Source organism: Bacteroides fragilis (assembly GCF_019583405.1).
Classification (GTDB): Bacteria; Bacteroidota; Bacteroidia; order Bacteroidales; family Bacteroidaceae; genus Bacteroides; species Bacteroides fragilis_B.
Genome location: NZ_SZUU01000010.1, coordinates 155599 through 176040, shown reverse-complemented (window position 1 = coordinate 176040; position 20442 = coordinate 155599). Strand labels below are relative to the sequence as shown.

Annotated in this window: 15 protein-coding genes; 4 read left to right on the top strand and 11 right to left on the bottom strand. The window is 45.0% G+C overall.

The window, feature by feature from the left end; genetic code table 11:
* The first annotated feature begins 480 nt into the window (after positions 1 to 480).
* From FDF36_RS18455 to FDF36_RS18440, 4 genes are all read left to right on the top strand, one after another.
* Positions 481 to 1422 carry a tyrosine-type recombinase/integrase gene (locus FDF36_RS18455; RefSeq protein ID WP_220392322.1) on the top strand — a complete coding sequence of 314 codons (942 nt, stop codon included), beginning with the start codon at positions 481 to 483 and terminating at the stop codon, positions 1420 to 1422.
* Between the two features lie 443 nt (positions 1423 to 1865).
* Positions 1866 to 4346 (top strand): hypothetical protein, encoded by a 2481-nt coding sequence (locus tag FDF36_RS18450; RefSeq protein WP_220392321.1) that lies wholly within the window; start codon positions 1866 to 1868, stop codon positions 4344 to 4346.
* A 23-nt stretch (positions 4347 to 4369) separates the two neighbouring features.
* The gene (locus FDF36_RS18445) at positions 4370 to 5332 is read left to right on the top strand and encodes a BT1926 family outer membrane beta-barrel protein (RefSeq protein WP_220392320.1); all 963 of its coding nucleotides are present in this window, start codon (positions 4370 to 4372) and stop codon (positions 5330 to 5332) included.
* 92 nt (positions 5333 to 5424) lie between these two features.
* Positions 5425 to 6000: a DUF4369 domain-containing protein gene (locus tag FDF36_RS18440; RefSeq protein ID WP_220392319.1), complete on the top strand. Its 576-nt coding sequence runs from the start codon at positions 5425 to 5427 to the stop codon at positions 5998 to 6000.
* 140 nt (positions 6001 to 6140) lie between these two features.
* Here FDF36_RS18440 and FDF36_RS18435 read toward each other — a convergent pair whose 3' ends face one another.
* The 11 genes from FDF36_RS18435 to hutI all read right to left on the bottom strand — a co-directional run bounded on the left by FDF36_RS18435 (position 6141) and on the right by hutI (position 20441).
* Positions 6141 to 7628, bottom strand: a complete 1488-nt coding sequence (locus FDF36_RS18435; protein ID WP_005822100.1) for an MBOAT family O-acyltransferase — start codon at positions 7626 to 7628, stop codon at positions 6141 to 6143.
* A complete protein-coding gene (locus tag FDF36_RS18430) occupies positions 7615 to 8511 on the bottom strand; it encodes an SGNH/GDSL hydrolase family protein (protein ID WP_220392326.1) in 897 nt (298 codons plus the stop codon). Before FDF36_RS18430 ends, FDF36_RS18435 begins: the two co-directional genes overlap by 14 nt.
* A complete protein-coding gene (locus FDF36_RS18425; RefSeq protein WP_032531560.1) occupies positions 8498 to 9871 on the bottom strand; it encodes an SGNH/GDSL hydrolase family protein in 1374 nt (457 codons plus the stop codon). The genes FDF36_RS18430 and FDF36_RS18425 overlap by 14 nt, the downstream gene beginning before the upstream one ends.
* A 112-nt stretch (positions 9872 to 9983) precedes the next feature.
* Complete coding sequence (locus FDF36_RS18420; RefSeq protein ID WP_005782259.1) at positions 9984 to 10277, bottom strand: PG0541 family transporter-associated protein; 294 nt, start codon at positions 10275 to 10277, stop codon at positions 9984 to 9986.
* An 18-nt stretch (positions 10278 to 10295) separates the two neighbouring features.
* The gene (locus FDF36_RS18415) at positions 10296 to 13454 is read right to left on the bottom strand and encodes an efflux RND transporter permease subunit (RefSeq protein WP_005782257.1); all 3159 of its coding nucleotides are present in this window, start codon (positions 13452 to 13454) and stop codon (positions 10296 to 10298) included.
* A gap of 97 nt (positions 13455 to 13551) precedes the next feature.
* Positions 13552 to 14568 (bottom strand): efflux RND transporter periplasmic adaptor subunit, encoded by a 1017-nt coding sequence (locus FDF36_RS18410; RefSeq protein ID WP_220392318.1) that lies wholly within the window; start codon positions 14566 to 14568, stop codon positions 13552 to 13554.
* A gap of 28 nt (positions 14569 to 14596) precedes the next feature.
* A complete protein-coding gene (locus tag FDF36_RS18405; RefSeq protein WP_032531561.1) occupies positions 14597 to 15949 on the bottom strand; it encodes a TolC family protein in 1353 nt (450 codons plus the stop codon).
* A gap of 49 nt (positions 15950 to 15998) precedes the next feature.
* Complete coding sequence (locus FDF36_RS18400; RefSeq protein WP_005782249.1) at positions 15999 to 16643, bottom strand: TetR/AcrR family transcriptional regulator; 645 nt, start codon at positions 16641 to 16643, stop codon at positions 15999 to 16001.
* Between the two features lie 392 nt (positions 16644 to 17035).
* Complete coding sequence (gene hutH / locus FDF36_RS18395) at positions 17036 to 18532, bottom strand: histidine ammonia-lyase (protein ID WP_065739416.1); 1497 nt, start codon at positions 18530 to 18532, stop codon at positions 17036 to 17038.
* Positions 18529 to 19158 carry a cyclodeaminase/cyclohydrolase family protein gene (locus FDF36_RS18390; protein ID WP_220392317.1) on the bottom strand — a complete coding sequence of 210 codons (630 nt, stop codon included), beginning with the start codon at positions 19156 to 19158 and terminating at the stop codon, positions 18529 to 18531. The genes hutH and FDF36_RS18390 overlap by 4 nt, the downstream gene beginning before the upstream one ends.
* A 29-nt stretch (positions 19159 to 19187) precedes the next feature.
* Positions 19188 to 20441, bottom strand: a complete 1254-nt coding sequence (hutI, locus tag FDF36_RS18385) for an imidazolonepropionase (protein WP_005782242.1) — start codon at positions 20439 to 20441, stop codon at positions 19188 to 19190.
* Position 20442: the final 1 nt, after the last annotated feature.

Genomic DNA, 20442 nt, shown 5'->3' with positions numbered 1-20442 from the left:
GGGAGTTGAACGGAAATCAAACAGGAATCAAACAAAAATTGAACGGAAGCACGCGTTAACATTGTTAATGCGGTTGGGGAGAGATTTATTTCGAGGGCGGAAAGAACAAAGCTTTTACTTCGAAAAGGCTTGTTATTTGAAAACAAAAGGCTTGATTTAACTCTGCGTTAAATCAAGTAATAGGAAGAGGAAAAACAAAAGGGGGAAAAGAATTGAGAATGAAGGAAATAGAGAGATAAGAGGGGGTTTCCTGGAAAAAGGGATAAGGGGCGGACGGAAAGGGATAGTTGCGATTAGAGCAAGTACAGAGGCAGCGGATTTTCAAAGATGCCGCAGGGAGTGGGAACCAGGGGAAGGTACCTTTAAAACGACGATAGTTCCCGGATAATATCGCCACATATCCCCTACTCCATTTTCTTCATCCGACAAAAATTCCTATCTTGTTCCAAAGAAAAACTAGGAACCAAGCAACACTTACGTATGAAAGAGAAGAACTTTACCCGATTCATGGATACCATGATCGAAAACCTAAAAACGGGCAATGCACTGGGAACAGCCCACATTTATCAAGCGAGTAAAAATGCATTTATTACTTTTCTGGGAAAAGAAGAAATCTATTTCCGACAGATAAAACCGGAACTACTGAAGTGCTTTGAGTACTTCTTGAGAAGCCGAGGGAATAGTTGGAATACAGTATCGACCTATATGCGAGTCCTGAGGGCAGTTTATAATCGGGCTGTAGACCGAAAGTTGGCACCATACATGCCCAGACTCTTCAAAAAGGTATACACCGGCACTCGAACAGACATCAAACGAGCACTGAAGCCAGAAGACATGGGACGATTGCTCAATACACAGTCTACCCGGAAACAGACTGAAACCTTGCGACGTACCCATCAATTGTTCGTATTGATGTTCTTATTGCGAGGTCTTCCGTTTGTAGATCTGGCTTATCTGCAAAAGACTGACTTAGATGGAAATACGCTCACATATCACCGCCACAAAACAGGCAGTCCACTCACCGTCACTGTGCCGAAAGAAGCCATGGATATCATCGACGAATGGAAGAATACAAATCCGGACGCTACTTATCTATTTCCGATATTGGAAGAAAACGAGAAAAGTCAAGATAATTATAGAGTATATCAGCAAGCATTACGGACATTCAATTATCAATTGGCAAAGTTGGCGAATCTACTTGGATTCAACAGCAATATCAGTTCGTACACCGCACGCCATACATGGGCAACACTTGCCTATTACTTGGAAGTGCATCCGGGGATTATCAGTGAAGCAATGGGACACTCCTCCATTAAAGTGACGGAGACCTATTTGAAGCCTTTCAATATTAAGAAATTAGATGAAACAAATATGAGCATAATTAAATATGCGAGAGAGGCATATACCAAAGTAAATTACTGATTAACAGTTCTGTTACTTTATAGGTAACTCTTTTGTAAGTGTTTTGCAAACATATACCTTTTTTCACAAAAAAACAAATTAAGAAGCATTTTTTTCAAGGCAAAGATAAAATAATTCCTTCATAGATAGAACATGATTTCCACAAACTCCGGTTTATTGTGAAATTATCTCGGAGAATTGCATACTTCTTCCCCTCCTTGCTTATTGTGGGAGCAAAGAGTCACTCTTTTATTATACCTTATTATATATAAGATTCACTTTTCCAATCCTAAATTCCCCTACAAGACGCTTCTTACGTTCCAAACGGTTCATTTACTGTTACCTATAAAGTAACAGTAACGGTAGATAGAGGTATTATACAGATAGAGGCAAACCGGAATTAGCAAAAGAAAAACATTGATTTACTTACATAACATTTTTTATTAACACTTAAAAACAGAGGTATGAGAAAATGGACTTATCTCGTAGCTGCGCTCTTAGTGGGAGGGGCAACTACAACATTCACCGGATGTATCGATAACGATGAACCGGCAGGAATCGAACAACTTCGCGGAGCGAAAGCGGAATTCATTAAGGCAAAGGCCGCCTATGAAAATGCATTGACCGAAATCCAACTGGTCAAAGTAGAGCGGGAAAAGGTTAAGCTTGGAAAAGATCAGGTTGACTTGGAACTGAAAAAATGCAGTTTAGAAGCAGAACAAGCTAAAACAGCAGAACAAAAAGCTTATTGGGAAGCTGAAGCTCAAAAAAGAACTGAGGAGTTCAAAGCAAAGATGTTCAATCTACAGACACTTACCGCACAAGCTGAGTATAACAACAAAAAAGCCTTGATGGAAATCGAAGTGGCTTTGCTGACAATGAAGGATGATGTGTATACCAAAGAAATCCGGAAGTATCGGAACTTATTAGTTGGATTTACATATAAATCCGAGTCTACCACCAATGGAGAAACAACTACTACAACAAATTCCAGCTATGGTGCATTAGCTGATTTAGCGAATGCAAAATCAGAGTTGATGAAAGCAGAAGTTGCCGAGATTAACTACTTATCTCAAAACAAATATTATCTGGAAGAATTGCAGTTGGATAAAACGCACGCCACTAAAACACTGGAAATCCAGCAAAATTTATTGGAAGAATACAAAGCGCTGGACGCAACAGGTACAGACAGCAAAGTTCTCGCAGATAAGCTGAAAGGCTATAAAACCGATTTGCAGGCTCTTGACGCTAAAGAAGACGAAGCCTATACCAAAATCGAAGAAATGAGAAAACCGATCTTCCCTATTAATCAACAAATTATTGAAGAAAAGATAAAGCTGGACGCCCAATCCTCTGCTTATACTTTGGCTAAGGCAGATGTAGATCCTGCTTTGGTGAGCGGATTATACAGCGCATTGTCAGTCGAAAAGGGTGAAGACGCACTCGTTGAAGATCTTGATAAAATCTTTGTTGAGGATGCTTGGGACGCAGAACTACTGAAATACCAATACACCATGAAGAAAGATGTAGTGGTTAAAGATCTTAGCCTCAATGAAAAAGCAACTAAAATAGGAGCCATCGCCAATGCTATAAAGGCATATTATCAAGAAGAGAATAGCGAAGCGTTCGATGCCAGCGGAAAATTACTGGATGCATACAAAACTAAATTTGAAAATGAACTTAAGCGTTTAGAAATTGATAAGAAACCGGCTTACGCCCAGTTCAAAGCTGATTCTATCACATGGATCGACGCATACGTTGCTTATGTAGGAGCACTGAAGGCTTATAATAACTATAAAGGAGCCAACACTTATCAAGCGATTAAGAAAGAGATCACAACTTATAACAGCTTAAAAGCTGAAGACAAGAAGTTGGAAACAGCCAACACACTGCGTACCTCCATATTGGGATACCTTGGAAAGAGAAAAGCGGTAGACGGTTTTAACGTAGAATTCGCTACTACTTATAAAGACGCTTTAACGGACGCTAATCTGGCTACTTTCAATGAAGCAATTGCAACTGCAGTAAGTGACGATATAAGTTCATTAATCGGCAATGAAACTCTTGCAACATCATTCAATGCTAAAGCTGAAGGTAGCACACTCTCTGCCTTCTTGGAGGCTAATCAAGCACTGTTCGGTGGTTCAACGCTTAATCTTGAAAAGAGCATCGAACCTAAAGAAGTATCAGCAAATAAATATGATATGCCCAAAAATGTTTCTCAGTTGATTGAAGATCCCGACGAAAATTCAGGTTCATTCATTAAATACTCCAATTTAGCCCAGGAATCTAACTATCTGGCTAACCTCGACAAATGGCAGGCTTTGTATGCCAAGATCAAGGCAGAAGCAGATCCTGTACTTGCAGAAGTGGAAGCTATCAACGAAAACATAGAAAAACTGGAAGCACAGATCAAAGATGAAAACGCCGCATTGTGGCAGGCAGAATTGGCTTGCTACCTGATTAAAGGCGATAAGTCGGAACGTAAAAACAATATTTTCTCTGAAGGTAACCCTTACAAAGACTACTATACTTCTAACGAACAAAAACCACTTTTGGGTAATGTCGTAACTGAGTATTCCAAGATTGAAGCCGAAATTGCCCTTGTTGGAAGAGCTATGGAAGATGGATACTTCTACTATACGTATTATGATGCCGACAGCCATACCTATAAGGTAAGCGAAGAGACTAAGACTTTGACAGATTTACTTGAATATCAAGAAGAAATTATTACCAAAGCCAAGAGCGCTGTAGAAACTATTGACAACAAAATTGCTTTGTTTGAGAAATTCGGATATACCAGTAACGAAGGCAATGAACAGTATCTTGACCTGCTTAAACAAGATATCGAAAAGGCTCAAAGAACAGTAGACGAAAAGCAAGCAGCAGTTGACGGCTTGAACGCAACCCTGAAGAAACTCTTGGACGCTTACGCAGCTGAATAATAAAAAATTAAAGAAGAATATATATGATAAAGAAACTATGCATAATCCTTCTGTCTGTATGTACTGTTGCGCCTGTGATGGCGCAGCAATACAGCAGCAGCGATGATGCGTCGTTTGCTCCTAAAAAAGGCCAGTGGCAAGTATCCATGATACTGGGTAGTTCGCAGATGTTCAACAACAATACGGAGAACTATCTGTTGCCTACCTACTGGAACGGACAAAACTATAGCTTTCCGAATGTAGGATTAGGCAATACATCCGGACACCAGTCATCCGATCCGGCTACTTACCTTCAACTGGGAGATTTGAATTCTAATAATTTGGTCAATATCATCGGTATACAGGGAAAATACTTCCTGACAGACCGTTGGGATGTTAATCTGATGTTCAGCATGAACATCGGTGTAACCCCCAAAAAGGATTATATCGAGGGAGACAAGACGGTTACCGATATGCAGATTCCGGCTCTTCAATATATGGAAGGCAGAATCAAAAACAACTGGTCGGTTAATATTGGCTCAAACTATTACTTCAACACAAAAAACGAACGCATCAATCTGTATGTAGGTGGCCTGCTGGGCTGGCAAATGGGAAGAATAGAAACCACACTTCCGTATACCGGAGTCATGGTAAATGATAAAGATATGGACACAGATGGAGATGATACCAATTTACAACCGAGTCAAGATCCGAGCGGACAGGACAATAGTCCGGTCGTAGACGATGGAGACGTCACAGGTACTCCCCTGGAGGTTTATATCCCCAACAGCAAAGCCGGACAGATATTCGGTTTACGCGCAGCAGCCGTTGCGGGTATCGAATACAGCCTCAGCAAAGGACTGATCCTGGGATTTGAAGTTCAACCGGTAGCTTATCGCTACGACATGATTCAGATTATCCCGAAAGGAACACCCCTCTATAAGGTAGGACATCACAACATCAACTTGTTTGCTCTGCCCAACCTGAAAATAGGATTTAGATTTTAAATAAGTCCAGAATACTACGAAAGATCACCCCGTTCTACCTTCGGGTATGTATGGGGTGATTTTTTCTAAACCATAGGATAGATAAGAAGAAGATGAAAAGAGAACTCACAGGAATTTTGTTGATAGTCCTCATAATGGGAGCCTGCAACCATGCACCCCAAGAAGGGACTTACCACCTCAGAGGAATAGTGACCAACGAGAAACTGGAAGGCAGAACCATCTATCTGCAAGATGCTGTCAAAGGCACAGTGAGATATGACAGCACTACGGTGAGTGAAGGACGCTTTGTGTTCAGTGGAAAAATAAATGCTCCTGAAGTGAGGGAACTCTTTATTCAGGAAACTGACAGCGACCGGTTCCCCATCACTCTACCCATAGTTCTGGAACCGGGAGAGATCAACACAAAAGTAGGAGACATCGTACTGGTGGAAGGCACCGGACTGAACGAGGAGATGATGCAGACCTTGGTAGCCATCGACCGGTTCAAAGACCGGGATTTCACCGGGAAAGAGATAAAAGAAATTAAAGAAGCTTTTGCGGGATTTGTGTTGGAACAGATTGTGAAACACGCCAGCAGCCCTGTAGGAAAGTATTTATATAAAGCCTATCAAAACAAACTAAACGAAAAGCAACAGGCCGAAGCACGAAAAACACTCGGCATCGGTTAGGGAAAATATACCGGAACACACAGGCAGGAGTTTTACCTAGTTCTCTGCCTGCCCGGTACTTTTAGTGTTGCACCGGAAAGCTCCGTGAGGAGGTTTCCGGTTTCTTTTTCTCTCCCTTGCCCCAACCGGTACAGAATGTATCAGAACTGGAAGTAGATGAACGGCTGAATTTCACTACTCTTCATTTGGATAACCAGATAGATCATAGCCACCATCACAAGGGCCTTGCCAAGGAAAGGGAGTTTGATAACTCCACGACAAACAGCATTTTCCCAACTATCCGGAGCAAAATGAAGCAGAAACCCGACTACCATCAGTGCAAATACCCGCCAATATCCCTCAATCAGTTGCGGAAAAAGCTGGGGACGAAAAGCCGTAAAAATCTGGTTCAACATATCCATTGAATTATGAAAATCGGCGTTACGGAAGAAAATCCAGCAGAAACAAACAAAGTGGAAGGTAATAATGACACCCAATACCCGCCGAATGCCGTGACTGGTCTCCCCTTTTTTCCTTCCGGCGATAGACATCCACGCTTTGTGTAGAGCAAGTGCCACACCATGAAAAGTGCCCCACAATACAAAATTCCAGGAAGCCCCGTGCCACAATCCACCGAGAAACATGGTAATAATCAGATTGAGATACTGACGGAACTTTCCATGTCGGTTACCCCCCAAGGAGATATAAAGATAATCGCGCAACCAACTCGACAACGAAATGTGCCAACGCCTCCAGAACTCGGTGATCGAGGCTGACTTATACGGAGAATTAAAATTCAGATTGAAATGAAAACCAAGCAAAAGGGCGATACCGATTGCCATATCACTGTATCCTGAAAAATCACAATAAATCTGCAAGGCATAACCATAAAGTCCCATCAGATTCTCAACTCCCGAATAAAGCGTAGGATTGTCAAAAATACGCTCCACAAAGTTGACACTGATATAATCGGAAATAACCGCTTTTTTGAACAATCCGGCGACAATCAGGAAAATGCCTCTACCGAACATCTCTTGTGACACATACAATGGTTTACGAATTTGCGGAATAAAATCGCGTGCCCGCACGATAGGGCCTGCCACCAACTGAGGAAAGAAAGAAACATAAAAGGCATAGTCCAGTAAACTGGTAAGGGGCTTGATCTCTCTCCGGTAAACATCGATAGTATAACTTAACGACTGGAAGGTGAAGAAAGAGATGCCGACAGGCAAAAAGATATCGAGTGCGGTGAACTCTCCCCCCATCAGCGAAGCAATGACACCACCAAGAAAATTAGTGTATTTGAAGTAGCAGAGCAATCCTAAATTGACCGATACACTAAGTATTACCCATAGTTTACGCTTCCAGCGGACATCGGTCCGATCCATCAGCCAGGCTATCACAAAATCGGTAACGGTGACAATGGCGAGCAGGAAGAAATAAGTACCACTACTCTTATAATAAAAATAATAAGAGAAAAGAGCGACAAATAAAATACGCGCTGTGTTGCGGTGCTGCAACAGTGTATAGATTACCATGAACGCAGCGAAGAGCCAAAGGAAAATTCCACTGCTGAATATCATCGGAGCATCCGGATTGTATTTAAAGGCCTCCAACAGGCGGCTAAAATCGATATCAATGGGAAACATACTCATTATAGGCTTTAATAATGGCTTCATATAATAATTCTCCCTGAAGTGTATAGCCTTCGGGAAGATAGTGCACATGATCCGGACGCATCAGTCCCGCATCTATCCAGTTTTTGCAGGCACGCAGGCTTCCGCCTACGATATTGTACATATCCCACACCACCAACTTGTGGCGGCGGGCAAAATCATGGATTGTGTTCACTGCTGTTACCGTACGGGGATTGACAGCATAAGTACGACACCGGCGACGTTGACGGAAACTCTCGTAAGATCCCGGAGGAGTAGTCAGCAAGATAGGTACATTTGGCAAACTGTCGCGCAACAATCCGAGCAGTTCCTCCATCTGCCGGTAATGCACATTCGAATTGTACTTCCGGTTATGACTTTCATTCGTTCCAAACGAAAGAACCAACAGCTCGGGTTTCAAGGCTGCAATAGCCGCAATACGGTCAGGATGAGTAAACGTCAGGCAAGTAGCTCCATTGACTCCCATATCCGTATAGGACACCGCTCCAAATGTTTCTGTCAGCCGGGCACCGGTAGTACGGGGAAAGATGTGTCCGCGTATGTGGCTGTCACCAATATGAACAATACGTACGGTATCCTCCGAACTTCCGTTTTGCACCAGCCGTAAACGCTCAAGTATGGGAGTCAACACTCCCAGGCTGTCTATGATTTCATTTCTCCCCACTCCTCTGAAGGCTATGGGAAAAGTAACTTTCACAGAAACAGTATCTCCCAGCGCCCCCGGTTCACGCATCGGCTTGCAGGCTTTCGTACCCTTGTCCATCCGCGGGCAGGCAGGCAAAAGATCTTGTGCCTGAACCGAAAAAATTCCGGAAAACAAAAGGAGTAACACCCCCAACCGTTTATTCAGCCTCATAGGCCTTTCTCCTTTCATACTGTTCTTTTCCATAAATCAATGTTTCGTATAGTAGTCCTGCCAGGTGACGTCCACCCCGGAAGTTGATGTGTGTATAATCATAATTAGCCAAAGAAGGCTTGGCATGTACCAACCCTGCCATACTTCCGTCACCTCCCATAGCCTCAAACATGTTCCAGAAAGCAATTCCGCTTTCCGCTGCTATGCTTTGCTGATAGCGAATCAGGTTTTTCACACCGGGCATCGTGCGTAATTCGCCGGTATCGGTCTTATAATCGCGGTCACCCACACTCAGCAACAAAAAACCGGATTGTGGAAAACACTCTTTCAAGTGGTTTATGGCCGTAAGAAGGCCTTTCTTATAAGGATCGTAGTTCCGTCCCCGCTCGGTCGCAACATTCAGACCATATTCCAGAATAATCAAGTCGTAGGGACGCTGGGCATTAAACTCTTGCAACATCTTTGACGGAATGCTGCGAAGCGAAAGTCCCGAACTGCCGCGCAACGAGAAATTGTCGACAATAATCCCTTGTGTACCATCCATTGCCAATCCATAAAATAAAGTAGAATCTGCCTGATTGATATCCCAGCGCACCGAGCCGATGCGACCGTTTACCTTCATCTGCTGCAAACTTCCGGTAGAAGGGAATTCCCGTGTATCAGTCTCACCACGGTTGACACGAACGGAAAGGCTGACTTCGCCTTTGTTATAGAAAAAGATGGAAGCTGTCTGGCAAGTATCGAGCAGAGAAGCATATTTATTCTGTCCCCGGAGTTCGACATAAGCCCCTTCACGAGGAACGAAGTAGTGTCCGGAAACTCCTTGCTTCTTTTTGTCGAAATAAACGCTATCGGTCACCGCATGACTGGACCATCCGCCAAAAGAATGACGTACCGTCGGACGGTATCCACTGGTCATCGAAGTAATGGTAACAAAACCGACACCACACCCACCGAAACGTTTCTGCAACATCTCACGAAGATCGGCAGTGAAAATATCTGCCTCAATAAAAGAATCGCCAAATACCGCTATCCGCACCAACCGGCCTTTCGATTGAATCTCGTCCAAGGCACGATAAAAAGGAGTCATTCCCCGCATCGTAGAGTCACTATAATCTTCGATACAGGTCATCCCACTGCGACACGTATCTACAAATGCAGGTTTCACTACCGGGACCGGAGGCAGGCTGTCTGCTTCCGCTTCATCTTTATCAGGTTCAGGCATACGGACATCACTCAGCAAATCTACCCGTCTCATTGTATGTCCGTCGATCGTTATAGCCGGCAGCCAGTGCATTCCGATCAATGCAAACAAGACAATCAATGTCAGCCACAACGAATATTTCAAATAATTTTTCATGCACGCTCTTAATTTAATAAGAAGTTGCAAAGATAGATAAAACCCATAAAAAGAGAGGAGAATCTACATTAAATTAATGAGATTCTCCTCTGATGTTATCTGTCGGCAGGCGTTAAATGCTCCGCTCCACGTTGGTGACAAAAGCTCTCAGGCCAAGCTGCTCTGTCTGCATGTCCATCTTATGCAATGCATCCAGCAACGGGTCAACCTTCTTGTCGTCCACCACCGTGATGATGGCCGAACACATACTGGGCCAGGCATGGCTGCCGAAGTGGGGATCGCCTGTCTTCGAGCCACGTCCCTGCACCCGTTCCAAATAGGTGAAACCACGGCAACTCAAACGGTCCAGCAAAGCAATGATACGTTCGAAATAAGCCTGATCGAATGTGATTAATACTGATTTCATATCTTGATTTCTTCTTTATTATTTCTTAATCATTTCATCTTTATGCTCTTCAAAGTAAGCTTCCAGCTCACGTTTGCGTCTCAACACTTTACGCTGATGCTTGATACCTGTACCGGCAAACACACAGTATAAAGTAGGGATGAGAATCAAGGTCAGAATGGTAGAAACCGTCAAACCGCCAATTACGGCAATCGCCATCGGACTCCACATCTCCGAACCCTGTCCACCACCGATTGCCATCGGAATCATACCGAGGACAGTAGTAGCAGTGGTCATCAATACCGGGCGAAGACGGCTCTTGCCGGCTGTTACAACGGAGTTAAGCACTGCCAATCCACGCTCACGGCAAAGGGTGATGTAGTCGATAAGCACAATACCATTCTTTACAACGATACCGATCAACATGATGGCCCCCAACAAACTCATCACACTCAGTGTGCTCTTTGTGAAGAAAAGGGCCATCAATACCCCACTGAAAGCAAACGGCAATGAGAACATAATGATAAACGGATAAGTCAATGATTCGAACTGCGCTGCCATTACAATAAATACCAGTACGACAATAAGGATAGCAAGTGTACCCAAGTCACGGAACGAATCTTGCTGGTCTTCGTATGAACCGGCTACCTGAATTGTTACATCCGACGGAATATCCATCTTATCGATAATGGCGTTACCCGCATTCACCACGTTACCCAATGCTTCGCCGGAGATAACCGCCGATACGGTCACAATACGTTCACGGTCTTTACGCTCGATGGTAGGTGGCGCAAAACGTTCGACAACCTTTCCAAGCTCTTTTACGCGTACGGCTTCTCCACGACTGTTATAAATAAGGATATTCTCGATGCTTTCAATACTTGTACGGTGTTCCGGCGCATAACGCACTTTAATGTCATATTCGTCTCCATCCTCACGGTATTTAGAGGCAATGGCACCATTGATACGGTTACGCAAATAATTACCGGCGGTTGCCAGATTCAATCCGTGCAAAGCCAGTTTCTCACGATCGAAATCTACCTGATATTCGGGCTGATAGTCACTACGGCTGATGTTGACTTCCGACACACCTTTCACATTGAGCAACTCACGTTTCAGACGTGCAGCTACGCTATCGGTTTCCTCCATACTATAACCATATACCTCAAAGTCGGCACTTGCCTGAGCAGACATACCTGTGTTACTACCACCCAGGATGACCTGCGCTTTGCTGAACTCCGGATATTTCTTCAGATCTTCACGCATTTCGTCACAGACTTGTTCAAGGCTGATATCACGATCACCCGGATCGACCAGACTGATGTTGAACGATATAATGTGCGAACCGTTATCCTGCATAGAGGCCCAGGTATTGTCTGAGTCGGCCTGTCCTACCGTATAGTTACATACAGTCATTACACCTTTATATTTGTTCAGCCATTGGTTAGTCAGTTTCTCCGAAATCTCTTGTGCCAGCTCTTTGCGTGTTCCGATAGGTAACTCCAGCTGAACTGCGATACGGGCATTATCCTGCGCCGGGAAGAATTCAGTACCGATGCTCTTGGCACAGAACAGGCTGACGACAAAGAACACGATACAACCGAAGATAACAATCGGACGATGCCGAACTGCCCAGTTCAACATATGGGCATAACCTGTATCCAAAGCATCCAGTCCTTTCTCGATAGGGCCGAAAAGAAGCTTGAAGGTCTTCGATTGCTTCTTCTGTAAACGCAACAACTGCGAACAGAGCATCGGGGTCAATGACAAAGCAGCCACAGTAGAGATAAACATGATGGCACACATCATCCATCCCAACTGCTTAAACATCACTCCGGACATACCACTTACCATCGTCAACGGGAAGAACACCGCAATCATGGTCAGTGTGGAAGCAATAACGGAGATAGCCACCTCATTGGTTCCGTGCACCGCAGCCTGTTTCGGATCGGAACCACGTTCGATGTGGGTCGTCACATTTTCAAGTACCACAATCGCATCGTCCACCACCATACCGATGGCAATAGAAAGGGACGAAAGTGAGATGATGTTAATCGTATTTCCGGTGACGGCCAGGTAAATAAACGAGGCAATCAGCGAAAGCGGAATAGTGATACATATAATCAATGTCGCACGCCAACGTCCCAGGAAAAGGAACACTACGATGACAACGAATAAAAGGGCATACAATACGGTCTCGGCCAAACTGTCGATGGTGTTGAGGATGTTGTCCGATGTATCGACAATCACTCCCAGCTTCACATCACTCGGCAAATTCTTCTGCAACTTAGGCAGGGCCTCGGCCACTTTCTTGGAGATATCTACGGAATTGGCTCCCGATTGCTTCTGTACGACAATCATGGCACCTTTCACTCCATTATTATATGTTTCCTGAGCGCGCTCTTCTACCGTATCGACTACCCGGGCCACATCACGCAAATAAATATTTGCCCCATTGTAACTACCTACTACAACATCTTCCAGTTGGCGCGAATCGTCAAACTCTCCTTCAACACGCAGCGAATAAGTCTCGTTACCGATATCGAAGTTACCACCGGGGATATTTTTGTTCTCGGCACCAATAATCGAACTGATTGTTTCAATGGTCAGATTATAGGCTTCCAGTTTGTTAGGGTCACAATAGACCTGGATCTCACGTTGGGGCGCACCACTGATGGATACCGTACCCACACCGGGGATACGTGCCAACGGGTTAACAACACGGTCGTCCAGAATCTTATATAATGCCGACTGGCTTTCATTAGCCTGTACCGACAGCAGTACAATCGGAATCATGTCGGTACTGAACTTGAAGATGATGGGGTTCTCCACATCATCCGGCAGCTGAGAGCTGACCATATCCAGTTTGTCGCGTACATCATTTGTCAGTACATCGATATCGTTACCATATTCAAACTCTAATGTAATCAGAGACATATTTTCGGACGAACGGGAAGTGATATGCTTCAGGTTGCTGACAGCATTCAGCGTATTCTCCAACGGACGAGTCACGTTGTTTTCTATATCCGAAGCACTTGCTCCGGGATAGGCGGTCATTACCATGATCGTATTCGTATCGATATCCGGATACAAGTCGATAGGCAATTTGGACAAAGAGAAGAGACCAAAAATCACCACTGCAAGAAAGCAGAGGGAGGTCATAATCGGTTTTTTTACCGCTCCTTCGTATAAACTCATTTTTCCTAATTATTAAAAGTGGATAATGTGCCGGTATGCCGTAAATGGTGCCCCATACGTTATAAGGAAACACACGGCATACGGTTACATTGATTCATTATTTTTCTACTTCTACCTCAGTGCCGTTGATCAATCGGGTTTGACCGGCAATGACTACCTGAGAATTATTGGGTACACCGGACTTCAACTCATACTCAGCACCCATGCGGCGTCCCAGTTCAACCTTATTGTATGTCACCTTTCCATCTTTGTATACATACACATAGCGGTCACCGGCACCTGCTTGTTTCACAATCGCCAGATCGGGAACCACCACGTTCTCTTCCGTACCGAAGTTCAGACTGGCACGGGCAAACATTCCCGGACGTACTTTTTGATTCTGATTAGGCAATTGAATCTCTACCTGGAATGTACGGGTAGTCGGATCTATTGTCGGATAAATCAGGCTGATTTTACCTTCGAAAGCCTCATCGCCATAAACATCCAGTTTCACATCGACAGGAGCACCTTTTTTCACCTTGGTAAAATAAATTTCTGATACGTTGATCAAAAGTTTGACCGGAGTAATCTTCTCGACAGTCAGCACCGGATTGCCTCCGCTGTACATATCACCGCTATCGTAATTGCGGGCAGTCACCACACCGCTGATAGGACTCAGCAAAGAAGTATTCTCCAGCAAATTCTGGTAAGCCGTTTTCTTTACGTCATAGGCCATCTTCGCAGCATCCCATTCCGATTTGGAAGCACCACCCACTTTATAAAGTTCGTCAATACGCTTGAACTCCACTTCCTGGTTGTCCAGTTGCAGTTTAGTCTGTTTCAGGTTGGCAGCATCCATCTGTACCAGTCTCTGTCCTTTGGATACATGATCGCCTACCTCTACAAAGATTTTATCAATACGCACCGGTGATGAAGGCGCAATGTTATTCTTCACTTCAGCTTCTACAGTTGCCGTGTATTCCTGTATCTGTTCTACCGGGCGCGCTGTTACATCAGCCAATTTTACTTTTGGCTTTTCTTCTGTTTTTTCAGCGGCACCTTTGTCTTTTCCTCCAGTGCACGAGCCCAATAGCACAACGGCGAGCAGGGCTACTAATTGGAAACATCTTTTCATATTCAAATTTTAATTGTTGTGTGTTTAGTTACTCTGTTACCTCTTCTCTTCCCAATACCTGATCAAGATCAGCCTTTGCAACCAGATAGTCGTAAATAGACTGATTGTAGGTCAACTGGGCCTGTGTGAGCGCCACTTCCGAATCGTTCAGTTCAAGGATAGTCCCTTTTCCCACTTCATAACGTTTCTGGGCAATGAGACGTCCCTTTTCTGCTTGTACGATTCCTTCTTTATTGCTGACCACCTGTTCAGTGCTTGCGGCCATATTGTCCAGATAGCTGGTGGCCTGCATAGTCAACTGACGCTGTACGTTGGTACGGTTCTCGGTCAATTGCTGCATCTGAATCTTGGTCTGCTTCACCTTCGTAAAGTTACTTGCCTTAAACAAAGGAATACTCAGACTCAAACCGACAGTAGAATATGGAAACCACTTATAGTGTGACATCTTAAAGTCATTATTCAGTGATGTATACGAATAGTTGAAAGATGCAGCCAGCGTCGGCATAAAGTTAGTCCGCTGAACAGCCAGCGTCTTCTTCAACAAATCGGCATTTAAATCCAATTGCTTCAAATCGCTGTTATTGTTCAGGTTCAGCTGGTTGCTTTCCATCTGGCGACGGAACATCACCATTTCATAATCCTTCAGGTTACCGTCAGCGGCAATAGCTACATCGGTATCCATCCCCATCAGCACCTGCAACTGCAAACGGGCAAGATTCACCCCGTTACGGGCGGAAACAACCGAAGGTTTCAGGCTGCGCACCTGTACATCGGCACGAATCTTATCGTACTCGCTAACCGTACCTTGCTCGTATTTGGCTTTCACCACTTCATAGTTAGCTTCTGCCTGTGCATAGCTCTGCAGAAGCACCTCGTAGCTGTCTTGTGCCAATAGCAGTTGATAATACGCCTTGGTCACTTGATTCACCAGATCGAGTTTTGACGAGCGTGCCTTCTCAACAGCCAGTTCTACATCCGATTTAGTCAGATTAATACTCTTGTAAAGTGCCGGAGCAAAAACGGGCAGACTCACATTCAGTCCTCCGTTATACGAGTTGTCCGAACCTACCTGGATGGTCTGCGACTCTCCGCCAAAGTCCATCACCATTGTCTGTTTTTTCAGTGTCCGCGAATAAGAACCTGTCAACGAAATCTCCGGAAATAATCCTCCGTATGCCTCCTTCTTAGCCTCTTTTTTCAGCTGAATCTCTTGGCCGGCCACTTTCATTGTGGGGTTTTCACTCAACGCAATTTCCAGTGCTTTGTCAAGCGTCAGTTGCAAGGTGTCTTTAACCTCCTGTGCCTGTACATAACCCACCGAGAGCAGTACAGCCACCGCTAAAAGCATCTTTTTGCTTAAGAAACATTTCATTTTGTTCATACAATAATTTTAGTTGTTTATCCTGGGAACTTCTTTGTGCTTCCCTATCTTAGTGTATTCTTTGTTTTCTATATTCCGTTATGAAATCTTCCAATACCCGTGCTCCTTTCTCCGTGGAAATGCCACGGATGTAGGTAAACATAATCGCCTCGTAAACCTCGAGGAAAGAATATTTATTGCAAATATCTGTGTTCATCAACAGGTCGAGCTGCTCGTGAACCAACAAGTTGACAATAGCAAAGTTTACATCATCTCTGAATATCCCCTGTTTAATGCCCATCTTAAAAAACTCGATCGTACTGTCCGAGTCCCTTTCCCGGTAATTCTTCAGCAAGCTGTGAACTTTCGGATATTTCTTTATGTCCTCAAAAAAACGTTTGTTCGTTCGATGGAATGTCTCAATGCTCCGCTGATAGCATACAAGTATAACTTCAAGAACATTTTTTGAGTTAGCCAAAGTTTCCGCCAAGAAGGTATTCATCTCCTCCTGACGCTTTAAAATACACTCGGTCAGCAAGCTCTCTTTATCTTGAAAGACCTCATAAAGTGTACGTTTCGATATACTTAAGGACGCAGCAATGTCGTCCATCGTAATACTTTTGATACCATGTGCAGTAAAAGCTTCCGAAGCTGTCTCAATAATTCTGTCTCTTAGTTCCCCTCTTTGTGAGTTCTCTTTCACATTCTCAATCATTAACCCGTTCTTTTGTTGTTAGACTATCGATTATCAGCGTTTTCGCCTAATAGAAACGAAAAACTGAACAAAGATAAGCAGAAAACTCGACGGGATAAATCAGTTTCCTAATTATGCATACATATTTGATAAATATTATAACTTTCCAAACGAAAATCGAAACAAGTGTTAACAGAAAACAATGATGCAAAGATAAGGCTAAGAGATACTTTCAGAAAGGTATTCCCGCCCACCGAAAGAGAAAAATCGATAAACGACAGATATATTCCGATGAATAGGGAAGAAGAAAACCCCTCTCCCGCCCCTCTTCCGTGCAGGGAGAAGGGCAGACATTCAGAGGGGTGCTCTATCTATATCGCCTGCGGGATATAGACAGCTTGTAGAAAACGGACTTAATACTCAGACCTTGTCCGGTTGAGGAAAGCGACCGTTTTATGAATTTCTTTGTACATCACGATATCGTCTTTCACAAACGGGACTTCTTTACGATATGCAGCCAGATATCGCTCAAGTATAGGTGAGGTTTTTGCCGGACGTCGAAACTCTATTCCTTGTGCGGCATTCATCAACTCGATGGCGAGAATGTGTTCCAGATTATCCATCACCCGAAAAAGTTTAGTGGCGGCATTAGCTCCCATACTGACATGATCTTCCTGACCGTTGGAAGAAACGATAGAATCGCTCGAAGCCGCATAGCAGTACATCTTGTTCTGGCTGACCATGGATGCGGCGGCATATTGGGGAATCATAAAGCCGGAATTAAGTCCGGGATTGGCAACCAAAAATTCCGGTAGCCCACGCAGCCCCATGATTAATTGTGCCACACGCCGCTCAGAGATGTTGCCCAATTCGGCCATCGCAATGGCAAGGAAATCGAAAGAGATGGCCAATGGCTGTCCGTGGAAATTTCCACCGGATATAATCTGATCTTCGTCCGGAAAAATAGTGGGGTTGTCCGTCACCGAATTAATTTCGGTCAGCAACACAGAGGAGACATACCGGATGGCATCTTTCGTTGCCCCGTGTACCTGGGGGATACAACGAAAAGAGTACGGATCCTGCACATGCTTTTTGGGATGGGCTATCAGCTCGCTTCCCTGCAACAAACGGCGGAATATTTCTCCTGTCTCAATCTGTCCCGGATGGGGCCGGATCTGCTGAATACATTCCATAAAGGGATCAATACGCCCATCGAAAGCTTCAAGCGAAAGGGCGGCAATCATATCCGCTTTCTTTGAAAGCCGCTGTGCTTTGAGCAAGGCAAAAACTCCGTTGGCACTCATAAACTGAGTACCATTCAGCAAGGCAAGCCCCTCTTTGCTCATCAGCCTTACAGGCTCCCAGCCAAACTCGTCGAGCACACTGATGGCTTCACGCTTCTTACCTTTATAATATACATCACCCACCCCGATCAAAGGCAAGAAAAGATTGGCCAGCGGTGCCAAATCGCCCGAAGCTCCTAAGGAGCCACGGTCATAGACAATGGGCATCACGTCATTATTGAAGAAATCGAGAATGCGCTGCACAGTGATGACTTGCACTCCGCTATGCCCCAAAGACAGGGCATGTGCCTTGAGCAACAGCATCAACTTGACTATAACCGGACGAATCTCCTCGCCTACACTGCAAGCATGGCTTTTCACAAGGTTCTCCTGCAAGGTGCTGAGTTCATCGGGTGATATGCTTTTACTGCACAACGAACCGAATCCGGTAGTGATACCATACAACGGTTCAGTGGAAGCAGCTATTTTCCGGTCGAGATAGTCACGGCATTTCCGAATGCGCTTTTGGGCTTCCGGAGCCAGTTCCAGTTTCAGATTTTCGTTAATAATGCGTTCGATGATTCCGAAAGTCAGTTCACCGGAGCCTACGTAATAGACATTATTCATTGATTCAGTTCTTGGTTGACAACTTCAAGTAATTCTTTCTCCCGCGTACAGGCCAATTGCTCCAGACGGCAGGCTTCCCGCTTCAATTCGTCGACAAAGGCTGTGTCTTTGAGCGAAGCCAGATTGATGCGGACATTCAGCAAAGCCCCCAATACCGCCGAACGGGCAGCCATCATGGCTACACAGGCATCGGTAATGGCATTCCGGTTACCCAGACGGGCTACATCGGCTATAATCTCCATCAACTCGCAGGCATTGCGTGCCACCTGCATCGGGATGAGTGCCGCAAAACGTGTGGCTTCCTGAATAGCGGCGCTCCGGGCAGCTTTCTCTTCATCCGTGGTCTTAGGCAATTTAAAACAACCGAAAACACGATCATACGCCTCGGAATCACGATCGATGTATTCTACAAAAAGCTCCTGCTGTCCAATGCTCAGGCGGGATATATGCTTCATCATCTCCTCATGTTCCTCATACCCTTTCTTTCCAACGGTCAGTCCGGCTACCATGGCAGTCAGCGCCGAAGCCACAGCACCATTAAGAGCCGCTATACTACCACCTCCGGGTACAGGATCGCTACCGGCTACTTTATCTAAAAACTCTTTTACGGTTAATTCTGCTAACATAGTTCTTCTGGTATTATAGGATTTATATTTCAGACAGACGGATAAAGCACTCCGCCTTTGATAGTCGTATTTACGCAATTCATCCCTACATAATAAGGTAGAATATTATAATCGTCGGAATCGAGCACTACGAAATCGCCCTTTTTACCTACTTCGATGCTGCCAATGGAATCGGCACGGTTAAGGGCAGCCGCACCATTCAGAGTAAGAGCCGTAATGGCCTCTTCTACAGTGAACCGCATATGGATGCAAGCCAAAGCAAACGTCAGAGGTATGGAGCCGGAGAAACAACTTCCCGGATTCAGATCTGTAGCCAATGCCACGGCACATCCGGCATCGATCATATCCCGTCCGCGGGCATAGGGTTCCTTCAATGCGAAGGCAGTGAGCGGAAGGAGCGTGGCAACCACTCCCTTACGGGCCATAGCTTCGATACCTGCATCGGAAGCATGCAACAAATGGTCGGCAGAGACGGCACCTAACTCAGCAGCCAGTTCGGCCCCTCCCAAAGAAACGATTTCGTCGGCATGAAGTTTCGGTAAAAGCCCGTAATCTCTGGCGGCTGTCAGCAAACGACGTGACTGTTCAACGGAAAAGACACCCTCTTCACAAAACACATCGCAAAACTCGGCCAATGAATCCCGCTGAATAACGGGAAGCAGTTCACGGATCAGGAAGTCGATATAGTCATCGGGACGATCTTTGTATTCGGAAGGCAGCGCATGTGCTCCCAGGAAGGTAGGCACAATATCCACGCGCGTACATTCATCATTATTCAGGCTACGCATCACTTTGAGTTGCAGCAATTCCGTTTCACGGTTCAGTCCGTACCCGCTTTTACCTTCAACGGTGGTGATCCCCATGGAGGTCATCTTCCTCAAAAGTCCCTCTGCCCTGGAACGCAGGTAGATGAAAGAGAGTTTCCGGGTAGCTTCCACTGTACTGGCAATGCCACCGCCCCGCTGCATGATAGACATATAGCTCTCTCCTTTAAGACGCCAAGAAAACTCTTCGGCACGCTCACCCCCAAAGACAAAATGGGTATGTGAATCGACAAAACCGGGCAGCAGACATTTTCCGCGGGCATTGTAGTGCCAGAAGTGATGATAATACCCGTCACGTATTTCTCCCCGGTTGGGACCGACGTAAGTGATGGTGCCATCCACAACTTCGACTGTCGCATTCTCCAAGATTTGGAGTTCCGCCATCTCCTTTCCTTTCCGGGCTGAAAAGCCGAGAGGAGTTACTACTTTGGCATTAAATATGATTAAGTTTTCGCTCATG

What these genes read in the sequence shown, in the direction of transcription:
- FDF36_RS18455 (WP_220392322.1), top strand. Translation starts at nt 481, where the DNA reads ATGAAAGAGAAGAACTTTACCCGATTCATGGATACCATGATCGAAAAC.
- FDF36_RS18450 (WP_220392321.1), top strand. Translation starts at nt 1,866, where the DNA reads ATGAGAAAATGGACTTATCTCGTAGCTGCGCTCTTAGTGGGAGGGGCA.
- FDF36_RS18445 (WP_220392320.1), top strand. Translation starts at nt 4,370, where the DNA reads ATGATAAAGAAACTATGCATAATCCTTCTGTCTGTATGTACTGTTGCG.
- FDF36_RS18440 (WP_220392319.1), top strand. Translation starts at nt 5,425, where the DNA reads ATGAAAAGAGAACTCACAGGAATTTTGTTGATAGTCCTCATAATGGGA.
- FDF36_RS18435 (WP_005822100.1), bottom strand. Translation starts at nt 7,628, where the DNA reads ATGTTTCCCATTGATATCGATTTTAGCCGCCTGTTGGAGGCCTTTAAA.
- FDF36_RS18430 (WP_220392326.1), bottom strand. Translation starts at nt 8,511, where the DNA reads ATGAGGCTGAATAAACGGTTGGGGGTGTTACTCCTTTTGTTTTCCGGA.
- FDF36_RS18425 (WP_032531560.1), bottom strand. Translation starts at nt 9,871, where the DNA reads ATGAAAAATTATTTGAAATATTCGTTGTGGCTGACATTGATTGTCTTG.
- FDF36_RS18420 (WP_005782259.1), bottom strand. Translation starts at nt 10,277, where the DNA reads ATGAAATCAGTATTAATCACATTCGATCAGGCTTATTTCGAACGTATC.
- FDF36_RS18415 (WP_005782257.1), bottom strand. Translation starts at nt 13,454, where the DNA reads ATGAGTTTATACGAAGGAGCGGTAAAAAAACCGATTATGACCTCCCTC.
- FDF36_RS18410 (WP_220392318.1), bottom strand. Translation starts at nt 14,568, where the DNA reads ATGAAAAGATGTTTCCAATTAGTAGCCCTGCTCGCCGTTGTGCTATTG.
- FDF36_RS18405 (WP_032531561.1), bottom strand. Translation starts at nt 15,949, where the DNA reads ATGAACAAAATGAAATGTTTCTTAAGCAAAAAGATGCTTTTAGCGGTG.
- FDF36_RS18400 (WP_005782249.1), bottom strand. Translation starts at nt 16,643, where the DNA reads ATGATTGAGAATGTGAAAGAGAACTCACAAAGAGGGGAACTAAGAGAC.
- hutH (WP_065739416.1), bottom strand. Translation starts at nt 18,532, where the DNA reads ATGAATAATGTCTATTACGTAGGCTCCGGTGAACTGACTTTCGGAATC.
- FDF36_RS18390 (WP_220392317.1), bottom strand. Translation starts at nt 19,158, where the DNA reads ATGTTAGCAGAATTAACCGTAAAAGAGTTTTTAGATAAAGTAGCCGGT.
- hutI (WP_005782242.1), bottom strand. Translation starts at nt 20,441, where the DNA reads ATGAGCGAAAACTTAATCATATTTAATGCCAAAGTAGTAACTCCTCTC.